Below are 18,610 nucleotides of genomic sequence, written 5' to 3'. Positions count from 1 at the left end.
CCTGTGGGCTGGTTGTCCAGGGGTTTGGTGGATCTTGGAGACGTGGGAACGGAGATCCAGTAGAACGGGTGATCTTCTACCATCGTCCGTCTGACCTACTGGATCTCCGTTGGGTGTTGAGTCTGCCAGGTCTGCTGGGGCCTGTGCCATGGGTTCGGTCGACCGTTGGGCGGGCGGGGTGTTCGCGCCCGGGCATCTGGGGGAACTGACCCGGATCGTGCCGTTCGAGATGGTGGACGAGGTGCTGGCCGAGACGCGGTCGGCGCAGCGGCGGGTGCGGCGGTTGCCGTCGCGGGTGGTGGTGTATCTGCTGCTGGCGGCGGGGTTGTTCGAGGGGCAGGGCCTTGGGCAGGTGTGGGCGCGGCTGGTGTCGGGCCTGGAGGGGCCGGGGTGGGTGCCCTCGTCGTCGGTGCTGGCCCAGGCCCGCCGCCGGGTGGGGGTCGCGCCGCTGCGGGCGTTGTTCGATCTGCTGGCCGGTCCGCCCGCGGGGGCGGTGCGGTGGCGGGGGCTGCTGGTGTGCGCGATGGACGGCACCACGATGAGTGTCCCCGACAGCCCGGCCAATCTGGCGGCCTATGGTCATCAGAGCGGCAGTCATGGCGGGTCGGGCTATCCGCTGGTCCGGCTGGTCGCGGTGGTCGCCTGCGGCACCCGCACCGTGCTGGGGGCCGGGTTCGGCCGGTTCGCGACCGGTGAGACGGCCTACGCGCCCGAGTTGTTCGGCTGCCTCAAGGCGGGCATGCTGCTGCTGGCCGACCGCAATTTCGCCGTCAAAGCCCTGGTGGCGGCGATCGCCGGTCCGCAGGGCACCGGCGCGGACCTGCTGATCCGCTGCAAGAGCAACCGGCCGCTGCCCCGTCTTGAGACCCTGGCCGACCGATCGTGGCGTTCGGTGCTGGGCGGGGTGCCGATCCGGGTGATCGACGCCCAGATCACCCTCACCCTGTCGGGCGGCGGGCACCGCACCGGCCATTACCGGTTGATCACCACCCTGCTGGATCCGCGCCTCCACCCGGCTGCGGAGATCGTGAGGCTCTACCACCAGCGGTGGGAGATCGAGACGACCTATCTGGAGCTGAAGTCCACCATGCTGGGCGGCCGTGTCCTGCGCTCGCGTACCCCGCAGGGCGCCGACCAGGAGATCTACGCTCTGCTGGCCGTCTACCAGGCGTTGCGGCTGGCGATGGCCGACGCCACGGCCGGCGGCGGCCTCCCCGCCGACCGGGCCAGCTTCACCGTCGCGCTGCTGGCCGCCCGCGACCAGGTCGTCCACGCCGCCGGGGTCATCGCCGGCACCGTCATCGACCTGGTCGGACAGATCGGCCGGGCGGTCCTGGACAACCCGCTGCCCGCCCGCCGAGACCGCAGCTGCCCCCGCATCGTCAAACGAGCGATCTCCAAACACCGGGCAAAAGGCCAGGTCGACCGCACCAACCACCGGGCGACCCTCACCATCGACATCCTCCACCCACCTGAGTTGACGCCCACCCCAAGCCCTTAACTACCCGGCATTGCCCCTAGCCCTCCAGAACGTCCTGGCCCGCTGAGACGTCCCACCCCTTCAAGGTGTCGGAATCCGGGCAGGCTGGTCGCTTGGTGGGTCGACTCGCGACCCTCGCGGTGGGGCCATCGCCGAATCCTCGGTCCGGGGCATCGGATCGGTGAGGGCGCCGTTCGGCCGCGATCCTGGCCGCGGCCGGGCGGGTGTCGTGGCGCGCGACTTCCTGCACTGTTGCTGTTCCCTGGCCACCCCTCTGGGCAGCGGTGATGCCGATCTCTCGATCCATCATTACAAAGATTGCAAGACTATTGCCTTTGGTTGGGGCAAGCGTTAGATTCGGCTGTTGAGAACCTCGTTCTCTTCCAGGTGATACGTTCACGCCGAGCTCGCTGGGAGTCCGTCACCATGGTGATGCAAGGGGCGCGCTGGGCCGGAGCGGCTCACCCCGCCGAGTCGGCCGTTCGGCGCCAACGGCCTGCGCACCGGTCGTCCGGACGACCGCGTCCACGTGGCGCAGGTGGCTGCTGCGCCCCCGGCCAGGCGCTGAGAGTCAACGGCGGACGCAACATGTGATCGCCCAGCAAGAACCCGCCCCCAATCAACCACCCCCCCGAGTAGCCGAAGCGCCTAGATCCGGGCCTGCGAAGCCGCAGGCCGATGTCGTCGTGCTCGGAAACGGGCCGGACTCGTCCGACGGCCTCGGCATGGCTTCACCCCACGCGCCCAGCGGCCGTCCGGCCCGGCGCCCACCACCCCCTACGGAACGCCATCACCGAATGGCGTCGAAAGAAGGCGAACGATCACATGATCGGGATGCTGAAGCTCACGTCGATCGCCCGCGCACCGGCCATCACCGCCGGGGGCGGGGCGGGCGCCTCTGCCGGAGCATCGGACGACGACGCCATCACGATCGGGGCGGGTGGTGTCAGCGGACACCGGGATCTCGGCCGGGCCGAGGACGTCACCGGCCAGAACATCGGGGTCAACGCGGACGCAACACCTGACCAGAAGGAAAGATCATGAGAGCACCGCGCATCCTCGTGGCCGCCGTCGCCGCGATGACGATGGCCGCCGGCACGGCGTGCGGCCCGGGAACCGACGCCTCGGCGCCGTCGGGGACGGGGCCGGGCGGCAAGCCGTTCAAGATCGACGTTCTTCTCGGTCTGAGCGGCGACTACGCGCCGGTGGGCAAGGTGATGGCCCAGGGCGCACGCGCGGCCGCTTCCGTGATCAACCAGCAGGGCGGCGTCTTCGGCAAGCCGGTCGAGCTCAACGTCATCGACACCGCCGGCGACCCTGTCCAGGCCGTCACCCAGACGCGGAAGCTGGTGGCCGACGGTCGCCCCCAGGCCGTGGTCCCCGGCATGGTCACCGCCGACATCATGGCGACCGCGCCGCTGCTGGCCCAGGCGAAGGTCTTCATGGCCACGCACGGGCCGGATCCCAGGCTGAACGACCCGAAGAAGTACCCGTACCTGTTCGGCACCACCTACCTCCGGGACCAGATGGCGACCTCCCTGGCGGCGGAGTTCACCGCGAAGGGATTCAAGAAGGTCAGCCTGATCACCGCGGAGAAATCGGGCTCGGTGGGCGCCCAGACCATCAAGGACGTGCTCGGGACCAAGGGCATCACCACGAACATCGTGACGGTGCCGGTGGCCGCCGTCGACGCGACGTCCCAGATGCAGCAGGCGCTCGACCTCGACCCCGACGTCCTGGTCCTGGACTCCTACGGGCCCCCTTCCGCCGCGATCGTGCAGGCCCGCACGAAGCTGAAGCCCGACGTCCCGACGTACGCGAGCCAGAACTTCTCGTCGGGCGACCTTTCGGAGAACGGGCCTGCGAGCGCCTACGACGGGGTGCGGCTGCAGTCGCTCTCCTTCGCCGTCAAGGGGCATCCGACCACGCAGACGCAGGCGTTCAAGGCCTTCTTCGACGCCACCCGCCAGCAGACCGGCGGCACGTTGGAGTTCAGCATGAACACCTACGTCGTCACCTATAACGACGTCATCCTCGCGGCCTACGCGGCCAAACTCGCCAACAGCACCGACCCGGCCAAGATGACCGCCGCGATCGAGAAGGCGGGTCCGGCGCAGATCCCCTACTTCCTCGGGCCGGTGAACTTCTCCTCGAGCAACCACTACCCGAGCTTCGGCCCGGAGTGGTGGGCGTTCGCCGGCTACAAGGGCATGGACAACTCGCAGATCGTTCCGGCCACGCCGTGACGACCATCTGGACGGGCCTGGCGATCGGCGCCGTGTACGCCCTCGTCGCCGTCGGCTACAACATCACGATGGCCCAGAGCGGGGTCTTCAACTTCACGCAGGGCCAGATCATGGTCTTCAGCTGCTTCTTCGCGTGGTTCATGATGGTCGACCTGGACCTTCCGTGGTGGGCGGCCGCGATCGCCGGCGCCGTCGCGTGCGGCCTGATCGGGCTGCTGGTGGAACTCCTCGCCATTCGCCCGGTCGTCGCCCGCCACGGAGCGCACGGCCACGCCGTGCTCGTCACCACCGTCGGCGCCTTCGTCATCATCCTGGGCGTCCTGGCGGCGACCTGGGGGCGGACGCCCAAGTCGCTGCCCTTCTTCGGCGGCACGGAGACCGTGACGCTGCTCGGCGGGAAGCTCGCCCCGGTGGACATCTGGCTCGTCGCCCTCGCCGTGGTCGCGGCACTGGCGATGCACCTGGTGTCCGGACGCACCGCGTGGGGGCTCAGCGGGCGCGCTGCCACCGACAACCCCGACGCGGCGAGGGCGAAGGGCGTCAACGTCACGGCGCTGCGGACCACCGCGTTCATGCTGGCCGGTGGCCTCGGGGGCCTGCTGGGACCGGTGATCGCCCCGAAGGTCGGCGTCAGCGTCTCCATCGGGGTCTCGCTCACGATCTACGGCTTCGTCGCACTCGCCCTCGGCGGGTTCGGGAGCTACCTCGGCTGTCTCGTGGGAGGCGTCGCCGTCGGTCTCGTCCAAGCGTTCGCCGGCCGGTACTTCGGCGCGGAGTACCCGCCCCTGATCCTGTTCGGGCTGCTGGTGATGATCCTGCTGGTGAAGCCCACCGGCTTGTTCGGCCATCGCGGATTGAGGGTCGTATGAGCATGCGTCAACGGCTGTCCGCCCTCGCGCTGGACACTCCGGCCCCCGCCATCGCGGCCTTCGTCCTGGTGGCACTGCTGCCCCTGTTCGGTCTGGCCGGCTACTGGCAGCAGCAGCTCGCCCTGATCGCCATCTACACCCTGATCTGCAGCGGCCTGAACCTGAGCTTCGGTTACGCCGGCGAGCTGGCACTCGGGCAGGTCGCCGTCTTCGCCTCCGGCTCCTACATCAGCGCGATCCTGTACCAGCACGGGGTCACGGACATCCTGGCGGGCTTCGCCGTCGCGGCCTGCCTGGCGGCCGTCACGGGACTCCTCACCGGAATTCCCGGCCTGCGCCTGAGCCGATGGGCGCTCGCCCTGGTGTCGTTCTTCTACGTCCTGCTCGTTCCGGAACTGCTGAAGCTCTTCGAGTCCGAGACCGGTGGTACGGCGGGACTCGCCGGCATCCTCGCTCCGACCTTCTTCGGCTGGCCTCTCGGCACGACCGGGTTCTACGTCGTCGCGGTCGTGGTGACCCTGCTCTGGCTGCTGCTCCAGCGCAACCTCATCGTGTCCCGCTTCGGCCAGTTCCTGCGCATTCTTTCCGCGAGCCCGACCCTGACCGAGAGCCTTGGCGGCTCGGTGTACCGGTTGCGTGTCCAGGCGTACGTCATCGGCGCGCTTCCTGCCGGGCTCGCGGGAGTGCTCTACACGTACCTCACCGGCTTCGTCAGTCCGGAAGCCTTCACGCTGCACATGCTCATCGCGCTCCTCGCCGCGACGGTCGTGGGGGGTGCCGCCAGCGTCTGGGGCGCTCCCGTCGGAGCCGCGATCCTGGTGCTCGGGCCGCTGCAACTGAAGTCGTTCGAGGAGTACTCGACGCTGGCCTACGGTGTCTTCCTCGTCGTCATCGGGACCGCCTTCTCAGGAGGCCTCGCCGGCCTCGCCCGGAAGTTCCGTGACCGGGCGCTCCCTGGCCGCGGATCGCAGGGCACCGTCGAACGTCCCGCGGATCTGTCGATTCCCGGCACGCGGATGGTCGTGGCCGGGGTGGAGAAGAGCTTCGCGGGCCTGCGCGCGCTTTCCGGCGTCGACCTCACGGTGGAGCCGGGGACGATCGCCGCGATCATCGGCCCGAACGGCGCCGGCAAGACCACGCTGCTCAACCTCGTCTCCGGCCTGCTGCCGGCCGACGCCGGCCGGGTCGAGCTGGCCGGTCGTGAACTCACGGGCCTGCGGGCGCACCGGGTCAGCCGGCTCGGCGTGGGCCGGACCTTCCAGACCCCGGTCGGCCTCGGGTCGATGAGCGTCCTGGAGGTCGTCGAGTCCGGCCGGTTCCGGAAGGGGGACATCGGCGCCCTGTCGGCCGTCCTCCGGCTGCCGAAGTACCACCGGGTCCGGAAGGCGGACCGGGAGGCGGCGGTCGCGGCGCTGTCGTTCGCCGGCCTCGAGCATGCCGCCGCCCAGGACGCGGCGTCCCTTCCCCTCGGGACCCGGCGGCTGCTGGAGGTCGTGCGATCGGTGGCGGGCGAGCCGAGCGTCCTGCTCCTCGACGAACCGGCAGCAGGCCTGGACGACAACGAACTGCGGGAGCTGGGCATGCTGATGCGCCGGATCCGGGACGCGGGCGGGACCGTCGTGCTGGTCGAGCACAACGTCCCGTTCGTCATGGACGTGGCGGACCAGGTCTTCGTCATGGAGCTCGGCCGCGTCATCGCGGCCGGACCACCCGAGGTGGTCCGGCGTGACCAGCGCGTCATCGACAGCTATCTCGGCCGCCGCGGCCGGCGGGAACCGGACGACCTTGATTCGAGGACGACGTGATGGATGAGTCGACCAGCCCGCCCGCCCTCGATGTCGCCGACCTCCAGGTCGCGTACGGCGACCTCGTCGCGGTCTGGGAAGCCTCGCTGCAGCTGATGCCCGGCAGGATCACCGCGCTGGTCGGCCGGAACGGAGCCGGCAAGACGACGTTGCTCTCCGGGATCTGCGGACTCCTGCCGACGCGATCGGGCAGCGTCGCCCTCGACGGACGGACCATCACCGGCCTGCCACCGCATAGACGCGTGCGGCTCGGCATGTCGATCGTGCAGGAGGGCAAGCAGGTCTTCCGGGACCTGTCCGTTCACGACAACCTGCGCGTGGGTCTGCGCGGCCGCCGATCCCGTCAGGACGACGCGACGATCCTGGAGGAGCTGTACGAGCGCTTCCCGGTCCTCGGGGAGCGGCGCAGGCAACGAGCCGGGGCGCTGTCCGGCGGCCAGCAGCAGATGCTGGCGATCGCCACGGCGCTTGCCGCCCGGCCCCGGGTGCTCCTCGTCGACGAGCCGTCCTCGGGGCTGGCCCCCGTGATCACTGATCAGGTGTTCGAGCTTCTGGACCGGCTTCGCGCGGAGGGCCTCGCGATCCTGCTCGTCGAGCAGCTCGTCGACGAGTTGCTGGGCGGCATCGCCGACGACGTGGTCGTCCTCGACCGGGGACGGGTCACCCTCCGGGACCGTGCCTCGAACCTCTCCGCCGAGACCATCGCGAACAGCATCTACTCCTCCCTCTGACCACGACGGCCGCGTCCGGCCCGACCTTGTGAGCGTGCGGCCCGGTTCCGGACGGGATCAGTGTTCGCGCAGGAGGGCGCCCGCGCCGTACACCCGGTCGTGGACGCCGTTGTCGCGCAGTGCCATCCACCACGTGGCGGCGTTGATGGCGATGACCGGCAGGCCCAGCCAGCGTTCGGCCTCGTCGGCCAGCCGCACCATCGACAGGTTGGTGCCGCATTGGACGAGCGCGTCCACCTCGCCCCGCGTCAGCTCCTGCAGCGCCTCCCGCAGGTCCTTCTCGGGTACGTGCGCGATCGACACCGCGGTCGGGCACCTGAGGCCGATGATGCGGTCGACCTCGAAGCCGAGCTCGGTGAAGAACCGCTCGACGTTGGCGTCGCCGACCGGCTGGTACGGGGTGACGATCCCGATGCGCCGCGCGCCGTAAAGGTGCAGGGCGCGCTCGCAGGCCTCCGCGCCGGTCGCGACCCGCAGGCCGGTGATGTCGTGGATCTGCTTGACGAACTCCTTGTTGCCGGCCACGCCGCCCCAGAACGTCTCGGCGGACATGCCCATCACCATGTAGTCCGGCTCACAGGTCAGCACCCGTTCGCAGGCCGCGCCGATCTCGTCGCGGATCTGCTCCAGCAGCCGTTCCATGCCCGCGTCGCCGGCCATGTTCTGGTCGCGGATGTGGATCCGCGAGAAGTGGGACGTCACGCCCGGGACGCCCATCCGGGAGAAGTCCGGTTCCACGATCGTGTTGGTGGACGGCGCGATCACTCCGAACTTGCGCCGCCAGCCGAGAGCATCGGTCATGCCGCTTCCTTCCCTGTCGGTACGGGCTCGCGGGCCGTCCTGGCGAGCCGCCAGGCGGCGAACGCGAACGCCGCCTGCGCGACGGTGTTGCAGGACTGCTCCACCCATTGCAGGGCGATGGACTGCTCGGACCTGGCCGCCATCGGGCCGAGCAGGTACTGACCGGCCAGCCAGAGCCCGAACAGCACCGCCGCGAGCACGTCTCCCTCGCGGCGGGCGGCCCGTACGAGCAGCACGGCCACGACGGTCACGGCGATGATCGTCCACACCATTGCGGGCCAGGTGTCGCGCAGGACGGCAGCGGCCGCGAGCACCGCCGACAGCGGGACGGCGAGCACGGCGGCGTGCGGCGTGCGGCGCAGGTCCCGCGACAGCGCGTACGCGAGCACCGTGAAGCCGAGGGCCAGCAGCGGGAACAGCGCGTGGTACAGCCATGGCAGGTCGGGGCCGTCGAGCGCGACGATCAATTTCCAGCCGGCCTTCGCGAACCCGCCCGCCAGCAGCAGGCCCGCCGCAGCGGGCACCAGGGGGTGCCGGTGCCGCAGCAGCATCACGCCGGCGGCGGTGAGCGCCACCGGGACGAAGTCCTCGGCGGCCAGCGCGATCGGGTAGTCGGTCATGCCGGGCGCTCCGCGTCCCCGAACAGGTCGCGCTTCCGGAACGTGGCCAGCGCGAACCGTCCCATGATCTTGGGGGTGGTGAGCCAGGCGACGGTGCCGCCGTTGCGGGTACCGGCCAGGACCTTGTCCGCCAGCCAGGGCGTCACGGTCTCCACCTGGTCGGCGAGGATGTTGAAGACCTTCTTGGCCTTCGCCAGCTCCTTGGGGGAGTAGTCCCGGATCAGCAGATCGGTGACGACCATGCCGGGGGACAGGTGCGCCACCTTCACGGGCCCGCCCTTGACCTCCTTGGCCAGGCCGGTGGTGAGGTAGTCGCTGCCGCGCTTGGTGGCCCCGTACGCGATGAGCCCCGCCACGGTCCGCCCGTCGCTGCCGAGTCCGGCCATGTTCCACACGGTGCCGCCGCCCTGGGCCGTCATGCCCCGTACCGCGACGGCGCTGCCGTGCAGGACGCCGAGGAGGTTGGCCGACACGACCGTCTCCAGCTGGTCCGGCGGCAGTTCGGTCAGGGGGCGCCGGGCGGTGGAGACCCCGGCGTTGTTGATCCAGTGGTCGATCCGGCCGAACGCCCCGGCGGCCTCGTCCCAGAGAGCCTGCACCTGGTCGCGGTCGGCCACGTCGCAGACGGCCCCGACCGCGCCGTCGCCCAGCTCGGCCAGCGCCTTGCCGACCGATTCCGGCGACCGGCCGCAGATCGCCACCCGGGCGCCCCTGGCCAGGAACTGCCGGGCGAGGCCGAGCCCGATGCCGCGGGTGCCGCCGGTGACGACGACCGCGGGCCCGCTCCCGGTCATGCCGCCTCCCAGGCCAGCACGCCGTGCAGGACGCCGGCGAGGACGTTGCCCTTGAACAGTTCGTACACGACCGCGAGCGTCTCGCCGGCGGACATCCCCGGCCGCGCGTCGATCATGAATTCGCGGCCCTTGGCCTTCCACACGTCGCCGAAGTGCAGGACGGGGTAGTTGGCGCGCCCGAACGCCTGGGCGTTGCCCCAGGCGCCCGGCCCTTCGTAGAAGGAGCGGAACCCGTCCCGCCGGACGTCCACCGTGTGGTTCCGGTCGAGCGCGCCGGACCAGGTGACGCGATGGCGGGTGCGCAGCAGGTCGAGGGGCTCCAGCTCGATCGACACGGCCACTTCACCGGCCGGTTTCTGGTCGGCGCCCCACAGCTCGCACGTTCCGCTGTACGCGCCGCTCGCCTTGGTCGGGAGGACGTACGGGACCGGCCCGTTCCGGGTCTCGCCGTCCAGGAACCGTTCGATCTCGGCCCGGGTCCCGGCGTTGGTGTCGTAGTCGGTGCTGCGCCTGTAGACGCCGTTGAAGCAGCCCACCAGAGCCCACCCCTGGTAGAGGGTGGACGAGTACACCTGGGTCTCGCCGTCGGGCAGCACGTGGTTCCAGGTGTTGAGGTCCACCTGCCAGCCCGGTCCGTAGTAGTGCGCGTCCACGAACCCGCCGTACGGTTGCCCCGTACCGTGGAAGTCGGGCCCGGTGTAGACCCGGTCGCTGTCGGAGTCGACCACGCCGAACGCGAACGGCGCCCCCAGCCGGAACCTCCCGGCCAGCGGGCCGCCGCCCTCCAGCCCGCCGTCCATGTAGTACGTGGTGCTGCCGTTCTCGAACACCGAGGAGCGGCGGATGTCCTCGTACCCCTGCCAGGTGCCGGTGGCGTCGAACAGCGACGGGCGGCCGTGCCATTCGCCGGCGATCCGGGTCTGCCACTCGCTCGGCTCAGCCATGGGAGGCCCCCGTCTCGTTGGTGAGCAGTTCGGCACGGAGTTCCTCGGCCTGCTCGTCGCCGAGGAGACGGGCGACGTTCGCCCAGACGGGGTCGACCTCCGGGCTGAAGAGGGCGGCGCGGTTCCGGGCGTCGCGCGCGGCGAGGCCGGTGTCGGAGAGCGTGCCGAGCACGTCGTCGGGGACGCCCTTCACCAGCAGCTCGCGCCAGTGCTCGAAGTAGCGGTCGAGGTAGGCGCCGATCTGGTCGAACTGCTCCTCGGTGGCCCGGTCGACGAGCATCCAGGGCGACATCATGGCGTGCTGGCGGGGCCCGATCGCGGCCGTGGACGGGCCGAACCGTTCCCGGACCTCCTCGTAGGCCGGGGTCAGCGGCTGGAACACCGCGTTGACGTACTCCAGGTGCGCGCCGAGGTCGGCGCGCGGCACCAGGTCGATGTGGTACGCCAGGTTCCCGCCGGCCATGACCGCGTCGAGCGTGAAGTGCGGGACGGCCGACTCCGTGCCGGTGAAGGCGAAGACCATGTGGCTGTCCATGCCGATGGCCTCGACGGTCAGGCCGATGCGGACGATCTTGGCGATCCGTTCGCCGCGCAGGACCTCCAGCGTGCCGACCGGTTCGGGGGACATCGGTCCGGTCAGGTCCTTCGCGCGGACGGTGGTCAGCTCTTCGATGCCGGCCAGCGCCGCCATGGTCCGGTCGCTCAGGGCCTTGGGCCGCGACACGCTCACTCGCTCTCTCCTTCGGTGGTCCGTTCGCGGGGGCGGGGGTCGGCGCCGCGGGCGCGGTGCTGCCAGGCCCGTGCCAGCTCGGGGTTCTCCCGGCGGGCCGGGGAGGGGATGACGGCGGCGTTCCCGGCCCGGCCGCCGGCCACCGCCGCGTCGTCGTCGCCGACCCACCAGCCGTCGGCCATGAGCTTCTGGCGGCGCCGCCGGTAGGCGACCTGGAGGGCGTCGCTGCGCAGGTGCAGCTCGTCGGGCAGGTCGTAGGGCAGCAGTTCGGGGCGCTGGCTCTCCACCACGGGCTTGTCCTGCAGCAGGATGCTGCGGATCCGCTTGCGGGCGTCGCGGTCGGCCCACCTGCCGGTGAAGAAGTTGCGGTACCCGACGATCTTGACGAGGGTGCGGTCCCGGCTCAGCGGGATGTTGTGGTCGTAGAGGATCATGTCGCCGAACGGCAGCCGGACGTGCAGCTTGACGATGTTCGGCAGGTACCAGCCGTTGGTGACCACGACCTCCGCGGGCCGCTCCTTGTAGAGCCGCTTCCACAGACCCCGGGCCGGCGGCGGGCTGAGCCGGATGTCGGCCACCGCCGACCAGTCGTCCTCGGTGATGTCGTAGTCGGGGATCTGCGGCTTGTCGGGGTTGCCGAACCGGGTGCCGTGCACGAACGGCGTGTGCGCGGCGTCCACCACGTTCTCGAACGTCCGCTCGTAGTTGGCCTCGATGACCATGTCGACGTACACGGTGCTGAACGCGGGGTCCTCGTGCTCGGGGAACGCCGGGATCGGCGGGCGCTCCTCCGCCGGCAGGTCGCCGAGGAACGCCCAGATCAGCCCGGCCTGCTCGCGGACCGGGTAGGAGTCGACCCGGGCCTTCTTGGGGATGCCGCGCCCCTCCGGATTGGCCGGGATCTTCGCGCAGGCGCCGTCCGGCTCGTACTGCCACCCGTGGTACGGGCAGGCGATCCGGTCGCCGACCAGCGAGCCCGCCGACAGGGCGGCGCCGCGGTGCACGCACAGATCGGAGAGGCAGACCACGCTCCCGTCGCGCTTGCGGTAGAGCACGAAGTCCTGGCCGAGACACGTCACCTTCGTCGGGGCACGGGTGACCGCGTGCGCGAACTCGACCGCGTACCAGAAGTTCTTGAGCATGGGGCTCCCTATCGGCGCCGCAGGTCGATGAGCGCCGGGTCGGCGTTCGGGGTCACGTCCTCGCCGCGCACGTGGGCGCGCAGGAACGTCACGACCAGGTCGGTGAAGGCACGGCGGCTCTCGCCGGGGTCGGTGTCGGGGTCCAGGTCGAGGAAGGCGCGGGCCGCGGTCGGGTCGACCGGGTCGGCGACGGCGAAGTGGTTGGCGCCCTTCACCACGGCGAGCAGGTCGCCGGGGCCGGCCAGCGCCTCGGTGAACGTGCGGGTGACCGGGTCGGACGGGACCGGCTCGCCGTACCGGTCCGAGCTGCCCGCGATCACGCCGTCCCGGGTGCCGACGCCCAGCAGCACCGGGCAGTCGGCCTGGGCGGGCAGCACGGTGCCGGGCGGCCAGCCCAGCATGGTGGCGACCATGGTGTGGGTGCCGTAGGCGAAGCAGGCCCGCACACCGGGGACGAAGCGGGCCGACTGGAGCACGACGGTGCCGCCGGCCGAGTGCCCGCCGAGCGCGATCCGGTCCAGGTCGAGCACCCCCTTGAGCAGGTCGATCCCGCCCAGCGCGTCCAGCACGGCGGGGATGGCCGGGCAGGTGGGACGGGTGCCGTACGCGTCGGGCCGGGCCGCGTCCACGTCCACGCCGGGTGTCAGCCCGTACTGCCCGCCGAACAGTTCGGCGACCCGGTCGAAGGTCACGACGGCGAAGCCGGCGGCGGCGATGCCGGCCGCCAGGGGCCGGTAGGCGGCCTGCTCGACGTTCACGCCGGAGCAGAACAGCACCACCGGGTACGGGGCGCCCGCCGGATCGGGCGGGAACACCCCGGTGAGCCGCTCGGCGTCGGTGCCCTCGGCCCGGGCCGGATAGTAGACCTTCAGGTGGGCGGTACCGAACGGCGAGGGGCCGCCGGTTCCGGCCGGCCACCACAGGGAACGCACGTTCATGGGCGCGGCAGTTCTCGGTCGCCGCCCCACAGGGCGCGGACGAGGCGGTCGGTGGTCTCCTCGCCGAAGTAGCGGACGCCCATCACGTTCGCGGGGTCGCGTTCGGCGATGTTGCGCCGGGCGGCGAGGTCGGCGGCGGCCAGCGCGGCCCGTTCCTCCCCGGGTACGGGCGCGGCCTCGTCGACCCAGCCGAGCCAGCGGTCCACGTGCTCGTCCAGCAGCCGCTCGACCAGGTCGATGTTCTTCTCCGAACGGGGGAAGGAATAGCAGTGCGCGGTGGGCGAGAGGCTCGCCCGGATGAAGCCGGCGCGGCTGGTGAACCACTCCAGTTCCGGGTTCTCCTCCCGTACGGCCAGCCACGCCTCGTCGAGGGGCCCGTAGTAGGCGTCGTAGTACGCGCCGTCGGCGAGCAGGTTGGTACGCGGGACGGAGTCGACGTAGAACCAGCCCTCCGGCCAGACCAGGAGCGCGATGCCGAGGTGCGGGACCCGGATGTGCGGGCCGAGCCACACGGTCAGGTGCAGATTGGCGAACCCCGCCGTCGGATCGCCGAGCCAGGAATGCACCATCCAGTCGACCTCGGGCCCGCTGTAGGCGGCCAGCCGCCCGCCGGGGCTCTCAGGAGGGTTCCCGTACGACTCCAGGGCCTCGGTGGAGGGGTCCCGGGACAGCTCGAACCGCGCGTCGATCTTCGCCTTCAGCCCGGTCAGGATGGACTCGTAGCGGTGGAGGGTCTCGGTCACGTCGATGACGGGGGACTCGTCGAGCATCTGCTCGACGTGACGCAGGGTTTCCTTCAAAGGGGGCTCCGCTCAGTGCGTGACGGCGGGTGTTTCGCCGGCAGGCGCGTCGCCGGCCGGCGCGGCCAGCGCGGCGAGGGCGTGCGCGGGACGCCCGCCGACCAGATCGGTGTTCTTGGAGACGAGCCGGTTGACGGCCTGGGCGGGGTGGACGGCCGCCATCGTGACGGGGCGGGAGGCGCGGGTGACCACGGGATGGCTGATGCGGCCCTCGAACGGCCCGTCCCAGGAGGTCCACAGGGTGAAGTCGGCGGGGAGGGCCAGGACGAGGCCGTCCTCCGGACCGGAGGCGATGACGTTCAGCCGGTTCTCGGCGGCGCGCTCGGGCAGGCCGAGCGCGGTCTCCCACTCCTCCAGCGGCGTGAACGGCACCGCCACGGCGTCGGCTTCGGCGATGGCGGCGAGCCGGAACGTCTCGGGGTAGAGCGCGTCGTCGCCGACGACGAGCGCGAGGCGTCCCCACGGCAGCGTGAAGATCTCCAGGCGCTCGCCGTATTCGGTGGCCCAGGGTGCGTGCCGGGAGCTGGCGTGCAGCTGGGGCTGGCCGCCCGCCAGGCCGTCCGCGTTCACCAGGTAGGCGGTGTGCGCGCTGCCCGCCCGCACGCTCGTCACCACATGCGCGGAGGTGCCCTCGACCGCGCGGGCCAGGGTCTCGACGACGGCCGCCGGGTCGGCGCCGGTGCCGAACGCCAGCTCCGGCAGGACGATGAGCTCGGCGCCCGCCCGCGCGGTCTCGCCGGTCAGGTCGGGGGAGCGGACGGCGGCGGCCGCCAGCTTCCCCGCACCGGGCGCGGCGGTGCGGGGAAGCGGCGGCCGGACGATCGGGGCGTACAGCCTCGGCCTGCGGGCGGCGAACACGTCGGTGCCGTCCGGGCGGGTCTTGGGGTCGGCCAGCGCGGGGTCGATGTCGGCGACGACGACCGCCTCGCCGGTGCGCGGCCCCTTGGCCAGCACCGTCCCGTCGGGGGCGACGATCTGGCTCTCGCCCGCGCCGTCCAGCAGGCCGGGCGGCACGCCGAGCCGCCCGGCGATCGCGGGCAGCAGGTCGGCGGGCAGCAGCGGGCCGACCTTGTTGGCGGCCACCACCCACACCCTGTTCTCGGCGGCCCGGACCGGGACGTGCAGGCTCGCCTCGTCGGTGGCGAAGGAGTTGAGGCTGTTGAGCAGCACCTGCGCGCCGCGTACCGCGAGGTCCCGGGGCACGTCGCTGGTGACGCCCTCCATGCAGGAGTACAGGCCGAGCCTGCCGTGCGGGGTGGCGATGACGGGTCCGGCGGTGGTGCCGGGATCGAGGTGGTCGCCCTCGGCGCCCATCAGGGTGAGCTTGTCGGACCGGCCGAGCAGCGCGCCGTCCGGGCCGTACAGGAGGCCGGCGACGGTGACCCGGCCGGCTTCGGCCAGCGTCACGTTGATCTTGAGATGGACCCGGTGCTCGGCGGCCTTGGCGGCGATCGCGGTCAGGAACGGACCGTCCAGGGTGCAGGCGTGCCGGCGGGCGCTGGCGCGGTCCTCGTACCAGGACAGCCGGTTGCAGAATTCCGGGAACGCGATGAGCCGCGCCCCCTCCGCCGCCGCCCGGTCGGCCATCCGCAGGCAGGTGGCGAGGTTGCCGGCGACGTCCAGGCCGGCGGCGAACTGGACGGCGGCGACCCGGACCGATCCCATGCGGCCTCCCGGCTCTCGAAGGGCGGTTCTGCGGACTTGGTTCCACTAGCGAAACGGCGTTTCCAAACTCTACAATCGCGGTCCACCCGCCCGCCAGATCCCCGAGGCGGAAACTTCACCCGACCAGCCCGGAGGCCCGCGGATGCTCACCCACGTCGTCCTGATGAAGTTCACCGACCCGGCCGACGCCCCCCACGCCAAGGAACTGCTCGAAGGACTGGCCGGCAGGGTCGCCGAGATCCGCTCCATCACCGTCGGGCTGGACGTTCTGCGCACGGAGGCGTCCTTCGACCTGTGCATGACCACCACCCATGACTCGGCGGAGGCACTGCGCGGCTACCAGGAGCATCCGGCCCACCTGGAGGCGGCCGGCTGGCTCCGGCCGCGGCTGGCCGCCCGCTCCGTGGTCGACTACGAAGGCGGCGATCACGAGGGCTGACCGGCGGGCGGGACGGCGCGGGCCGCCGCGGCGTCGGCGTCGGCGTCGTAGTGCCGCCGCCCGCCGAAGGTGACCAGGGTGCCCGCCAGCAGCGGCAGCAGCAGTGCGGTGAACGCGCCGCGCAGCGAGCCGGTCAGGTCGGAGGCCGCGCCCACCAGGAGCGGTCCCGCCGCGCCGCCCAGCGTGATCAGGAACTGGAGCACCGCGAATCCCAGCCCCCGGCGGTCGGCGCTGACGACGTCGGCGGTGGCCGCCGTCAGGTTGGGGATCGCGATGGAGAAGCCGGTGTTGGCCAGGAAGTAGAACGCGATCTGCCCGGGCAGCGCCGGGATCAGCACCGCCCCCGCCAGGCCGGCGGTGCCGATCGCCAGGCCGATCGCGCCGATGTGGACCCGCCACCCGGGGGACAGGCCGTGCCGCCGGTCCCCGTACCGGCTGCCCAGCAGCGTGCCGAGGACCATTCCGGCCAGCCCCACGCCCCCGGCGATGGCGGCCGCGGGCCCTTCGGCCAGGTCGTAGGCGCGCTGGTAGTAGCTGGGCATCCAGTAGAAGAGGCCGCCGAGCCCGAAGAACAGCATCGTCAGGCCGAGGACCACCGAACGCAGCGTGGGGATGGCCAGCAGGGTGCGCAGTTGCGCGGCCACCGGCTCCGGGGACGCCGCTCCCGCGGTCTTCGTCGTGCCCGTCGTGCCCGTCGTGCCCGTCGTGCCCGCCGTGCCCGCCGTGCCCGGCGCCTGTGCAGGTGCCGGGTCCGGTGTCGTGTCGGGTGTCGTGTCGGGTGCCGGGTCCGGTGGCGTGCCGGGCGTGGCGTCCGCACGGCCGGCGCGCATGGCCTCGATGCGGTCGCCCAGGCCCCGCACCGGCTCGCGGACGGTCAGGCAGAGCAGCGCGATGACGGCGCCCGGCACGGCGACCAGGAAGAACATCATGCGCCAGCCGAAGGCCTGGGCCAGCGCGCCGCCCGCCATGATGCCCAGTGGCAGGCCGGAGTAGTAGGCGAAGCGTTCCAGCCCGTACGCGCGGGCCCGGCCGGGGCCGGGGTAGTAGTCGGCGATGAGGCTGGAGCCGGAGGGGTTGTAGAGCAGTCCCGCCCCGCCGAGGAAGACCCGGACCGCGAACAGCGTCGCGTACGACTGGACCAGGCCGCTGCCCAGCGTCAGCAGCGACCAGACCGCCACCACGGCGGCGATGGTCCAGGTCCGCCGGGTGCGGTCCGCGAGCCGCCCGGCCGGGATGAGCAGGATCACCCCGGCCAGAGCGGCGGCGGTGGCGATGGCGCCGCCGGCGGTGTCGGAGAAGCCGAACTCCTCCTGGATCCGGGGGAGCGCCCCGGCCATCAGGTTGGCCTCGACCCGGTCGATCAGCGCCACCAGGGCGACGCAGACCGCCGGCCACCAGCCGAACGGGGCGGCCCGCCCCGGATCGACGGGGACCGGCGGCCGCCCGGCATACGCCGTGATCCTGGGGAGCGGGGCCGGTGAGGGTTCGGTGGTGGCGGTCATCGTGCCCCGTTCTCTCGGTGGAGACAGCGTGCGGGTGGTGCGGTGGCCCCGGTCGGGGGGCGCCGGGTCAGGAGGCGCCGGTCAGCGTCTCGATCTGGCCGGCGTTCAGCAGGCCCTGGTAGTAGGAACCGCCGGGCAGGTACGCGGCCGTCTGGGTGCCGTCGAAGGCGTCCTTGACCCAGGCGCCCGCGAATGTCTGCAGGGCCGCGATGTCGGTGGCCTTGGGCGTGCCGCACGCGACGGTGCCCACGGCGTCGGTGCTGGCGCCCTCGGCGTCGGTGTGCGCGCCGCCCGTGAGGCGGACGCCGACGAACGGTCCGCTCACCTTGGCCTGGACGGCGTCGGTCCCGCTTCCGCTGTTGTTGCAGATGCCGTCGGGCGCGGAGATCGTACGGACCGTGCGCCCGGTCCCGCGCAGCGCGTCCAGGCCGGTGTCGAGGTTGCCGCCGATGAACGACTTCACCGGGTCCAGCAGGACCAGGCCGCGCACTCGCGCCCATGCGGCCGGGTGGTTCCCGCGGATCCGGCCCGCGACGTAGGTGACGGCCTCGCCGCCCGCCGAGTGCCCGGAGAAGACGAGCTTGTCCGGCAGGGTGAGCTCCGGCCGGCCCGCCTCGGCCTTCGCCTTGGCGAAGCTCCGGCCGAGCTTGTCGGACGGATCCGCCATCTTGCCGAACAGATCGGCGACGTTGCCGAGGAAGTCGGTGTTGTTGCCGATGTTCTGCAGCGTGCAGCCCAGCAGGTGGGCCGAGGGCAGCGTGGGCGCGAAGACCAGGTAGCCGGCCGAGGCGTACTTCCCGGCCAGATCCGCGATGTGGTCGTTGGCGCGGGCGAAGCCGTGCTGGAGCCACACCAGGCCCTTCGGGGAACCCGCCGGGAGGTACCAGTCGGCGCTCTGGTTCAGCATCGTGAACGCGCAGCGGATCTCGACGGTGGTCTGGACGCGGGTGACCGCGGCCTGGGCGGGGGCGATGGGGCCGAGAGCGGTCACCGCGAGTGCGGCGGTGGTGGTGGCGGCGAGGGTGCGGATGGCATGGACGCGCATGCTGCCTCCGAAGGCAACCAACCCCGTTTCTCTAGAGGAAACGGAGTTTCCAATATTGC

Annotated in this window: 18 protein-coding genes; 7 read left to right on the top strand and 11 right to left on the bottom strand. The window is 71.8% G+C overall.

What is annotated here, in order from left to right:
• The first annotated feature begins 148 nt into the window (after window positions 1–148).
• The 6 genes from ACZ466_RS10645 (at window position 149) to ACZ466_RS10620 (ending at window position 7,131) form a co-directional block, all read left to right on the top strand.
• Window positions 149–1,501, top strand: coding sequence for an IS4 family transposase (locus ACZ466_RS10645; protein WP_378293554.1), 1,353 nt, complete (start codon window positions 149–151; stop codon window positions 1,499–1,501).
• Window positions 1,502–2,314: 813 nt separating this feature from the next.
• On the top strand, window positions 2,315–2,524 hold the full coding sequence (locus ACZ466_RS10640) for a hypothetical protein (RefSeq protein ID WP_464043326.1): 210 nt from the start codon (window positions 2,315–2,317) through the stop codon (window positions 2,522–2,524).
• Window positions 2,521–3,726, top strand: coding sequence for an ABC transporter substrate-binding protein (locus ACZ466_RS10635; protein ID WP_378287232.1), 1,206 nt, complete (start codon window positions 2,521–2,523; stop codon window positions 3,724–3,726). Before ACZ466_RS10640 ends, ACZ466_RS10635 begins: the two co-directional genes overlap by 4 nt.
• The gene (locus ACZ466_RS10630) at window positions 3,723–4,595 is read left to right on the top strand and encodes a branched-chain amino acid ABC transporter permease (protein WP_378287231.1); all 873 of its coding nucleotides are present in this window, start codon (window positions 3,723–3,725) and stop codon (window positions 4,593–4,595) included. Before ACZ466_RS10635 ends, ACZ466_RS10630 begins: the two co-directional genes overlap by 4 nt.
• On the top strand, window positions 4,592–6,400 hold the full coding sequence (locus ACZ466_RS10625; RefSeq protein WP_378287230.1) for a branched-chain amino acid ABC transporter ATP-binding protein/permease: 1,809 nt from the start codon (window positions 4,592–4,594) through the stop codon (window positions 6,398–6,400). Before ACZ466_RS10630 ends, ACZ466_RS10625 begins: the two co-directional genes overlap by 4 nt.
• Window positions 6,400–7,131: an ABC transporter ATP-binding protein gene (locus ACZ466_RS10620; protein WP_378287229.1), complete on the top strand. Its 732-nt coding sequence runs from the start codon at window positions 6,400–6,402 to the stop codon at window positions 7,129–7,131. The genes ACZ466_RS10625 and ACZ466_RS10620 overlap by 1 nt, the downstream gene beginning before the upstream one ends.
• A gap of 57 nt (window positions 7,132–7,188) precedes the next feature.
• On the opposite strand, the gene ACZ466_RS10615 is transcribed toward ACZ466_RS10620, so the two are convergent.
• Genes ACZ466_RS10615 through ACZ466_RS10575 form a run of 9 tightly spaced genes read right to left on the bottom strand, consistent with a single transcriptional unit; the run spans window position 7,189 to window position 15,565 of the window.
• A complete protein-coding gene (locus ACZ466_RS10615; RefSeq protein ID WP_378287228.1) occupies window positions 7,189–7,932 on the bottom strand; it encodes a maleate cis-trans isomerase family protein in 744 nt (247 codons plus the stop codon).
• Window positions 7,929–8,552: a hypothetical protein gene (locus tag ACZ466_RS10610; RefSeq protein WP_378287227.1), complete on the bottom strand. Its 624-nt coding sequence runs from the start codon at window positions 8,550–8,552 to the stop codon at window positions 7,929–7,931. Before ACZ466_RS10610 ends, ACZ466_RS10615 begins: the two co-directional genes overlap by 4 nt.
• A complete protein-coding gene (locus ACZ466_RS10605; protein ID WP_378287226.1) occupies window positions 8,549–9,346 on the bottom strand; it encodes an SDR family oxidoreductase in 798 nt (265 codons plus the stop codon). The genes ACZ466_RS10610 and ACZ466_RS10605 overlap by 4 nt, the downstream gene beginning before the upstream one ends.
• A complete protein-coding gene (locus ACZ466_RS10600) occupies window positions 9,343–10,290 on the bottom strand; it encodes a hypothetical protein (protein ID WP_378287225.1) in 948 nt (315 codons plus the stop codon). Before ACZ466_RS10600 ends, ACZ466_RS10605 begins: the two co-directional genes overlap by 4 nt.
• Window positions 10,283–11,020 carry a hypothetical protein gene (locus tag ACZ466_RS10595; protein ID WP_378287224.1) on the bottom strand — a complete coding sequence of 246 codons (738 nt, stop codon included), beginning with the start codon at window positions 11,018–11,020 and terminating at the stop codon, window positions 10,283–10,285. The genes ACZ466_RS10600 and ACZ466_RS10595 overlap by 8 nt, the downstream gene beginning before the upstream one ends.
• Window positions 11,017–12,162 (bottom strand): aromatic ring-hydroxylating dioxygenase subunit alpha, encoded by a 1,146-nt coding sequence (locus tag ACZ466_RS10590; protein WP_378287223.1) that lies wholly within the window; start codon window positions 12,160–12,162, stop codon window positions 11,017–11,019. The genes ACZ466_RS10595 and ACZ466_RS10590 overlap by 4 nt, the downstream gene beginning before the upstream one ends.
• Window positions 12,163–12,170: 8 nt before the next feature.
• On the bottom strand, window positions 12,171–13,100 hold the full coding sequence (locus tag ACZ466_RS10585; RefSeq protein WP_378287222.1) for an alpha/beta hydrolase: 930 nt from the start codon (window positions 13,098–13,100) through the stop codon (window positions 12,171–12,173).
• On the bottom strand, window positions 13,097–13,900 hold the full coding sequence (locus tag ACZ466_RS10580) for an oxidoreductase (protein WP_378287221.1): 804 nt from the start codon (window positions 13,898–13,900) through the stop codon (window positions 13,097–13,099). Before ACZ466_RS10580 ends, ACZ466_RS10585 begins: the two co-directional genes overlap by 4 nt.
• Window positions 13,901–13,912: 12 nt before the next feature.
• A complete protein-coding gene (locus ACZ466_RS10575; protein WP_378287220.1) occupies window positions 13,913–15,565 on the bottom strand; it encodes a nitrilase-related carbon-nitrogen hydrolase in 1,653 nt (550 codons plus the stop codon).
• Window positions 15,566–15,707: 142 nt separating this feature from the next.
• On the opposite strand from ACZ466_RS10575, the gene ACZ466_RS10570 reads away from it, so the two are divergent.
• Window positions 15,708–16,004, top strand: coding sequence for a Dabb family protein (locus tag ACZ466_RS10570; RefSeq protein WP_378287219.1), 297 nt, complete (start codon window positions 15,708–15,710; stop codon window positions 16,002–16,004).
• Here the strand turns inward: ACZ466_RS10570 and ACZ466_RS10565 are convergent.
• Window positions 15,992–17,506 (bottom strand): MFS transporter, encoded by a 1,515-nt coding sequence (locus tag ACZ466_RS10565; RefSeq protein WP_378287218.1) that lies wholly within the window; start codon window positions 17,504–17,506, stop codon window positions 15,992–15,994. The genes ACZ466_RS10570 and ACZ466_RS10565 overlap by 13 nt on opposite strands.
• A gap of 67 nt (window positions 17,507–17,573) precedes the next feature.
• Window positions 17,574–18,551, bottom strand: coding sequence for an alpha/beta fold hydrolase (locus tag ACZ466_RS10560; RefSeq protein ID WP_378287217.1), 978 nt, complete (start codon window positions 18,549–18,551; stop codon window positions 17,574–17,576).
• Between the last annotated feature and the right edge of the window lie 59 nt (window positions 18,552–18,610).

The organism is Actinomadura rugatobispora, assembly GCF_055379765.1.
The sequence above is the reverse complement of the archived record's forward strand: the minus strand, read 5'-3'. Positions and strand labels throughout refer to the sequence as shown.

Bases quoted from the DNA above. Each gene is read 5' to 3' on its own strand.
- ACZ466_RS10640 (WP_464043326.1), top strand. From the start codon at position 2,315: ATGCTGAAGCTCACGTCGATCGCCCGCGCACCGGCCATCACCGCCGGG.
- ACZ466_RS10585 (WP_378287222.1), bottom strand. From the start codon at position 13,100: ATGAACGTGCGTTCCCTGTGGTGGCCGGCCGGAACCGGCGGCCCCTCG.
- ACZ466_RS10570 (WP_378287219.1), top strand. From the start codon at position 15,708: ATGCTCACCCACGTCGTCCTGATGAAGTTCACCGACCCGGCCGACGCC.
- ACZ466_RS10565 (WP_378287218.1), bottom strand. From the start codon at position 17,506: ATGACCGCCACCACCGAACCCTCACCGGCCCCGCTCCCCAGGATCACG.
- ACZ466_RS10560 (WP_378287217.1), bottom strand. From the start codon at position 18,551: ATGCGCGTCCATGCCATCCGCACCCTCGCCGCCACCACCACCGCCGCA.
- ACZ466_RS10635 (WP_378287232.1), top strand. From the start codon at position 2,521: ATGAGAGCACCGCGCATCCTCGTGGCCGCCGTCGCCGCGATGACGATG.
- ACZ466_RS10615 (WP_378287228.1), bottom strand. From the start codon at position 7,932: ATGACCGATGCTCTCGGCTGGCGGCGCAAGTTCGGAGTGATCGCGCCG.
- ACZ466_RS10645 (WP_378293554.1), top strand. From the start codon at position 149: ATGGGTTCGGTCGACCGTTGGGCGGGCGGGGTGTTCGCGCCCGGGCAT.
- ACZ466_RS10590 (WP_378287223.1), bottom strand. From the start codon at position 12,162: ATGCTCAAGAACTTCTGGTACGCGGTCGAGTTCGCGCACGCGGTCACC.
- ACZ466_RS10610 (WP_378287227.1), bottom strand. From the start codon at position 8,552: ATGACCGACTACCCGATCGCGCTGGCCGCCGAGGACTTCGTCCCGGTG.
- ACZ466_RS10575 (WP_378287220.1), bottom strand. From the start codon at position 15,565: ATGGGATCGGTCCGGGTCGCCGCCGTCCAGTTCGCCGCCGGCCTGGAC.
- ACZ466_RS10605 (WP_378287226.1), bottom strand. From the start codon at position 9,346: ATGACCGGGAGCGGGCCCGCGGTCGTCGTCACCGGCGGCACCCGCGGC.
- ACZ466_RS10620 (WP_378287229.1), top strand. From the start codon at position 6,400: ATGGATGAGTCGACCAGCCCGCCCGCCCTCGATGTCGCCGACCTCCAG.
- ACZ466_RS10625 (WP_378287230.1), top strand. From the start codon at position 4,592: ATGAGCATGCGTCAACGGCTGTCCGCCCTCGCGCTGGACACTCCGGCC.
- ACZ466_RS10600 (WP_378287225.1), bottom strand. From the start codon at position 10,290: ATGGCTGAGCCGAGCGAGTGGCAGACCCGGATCGCCGGCGAATGGCAC.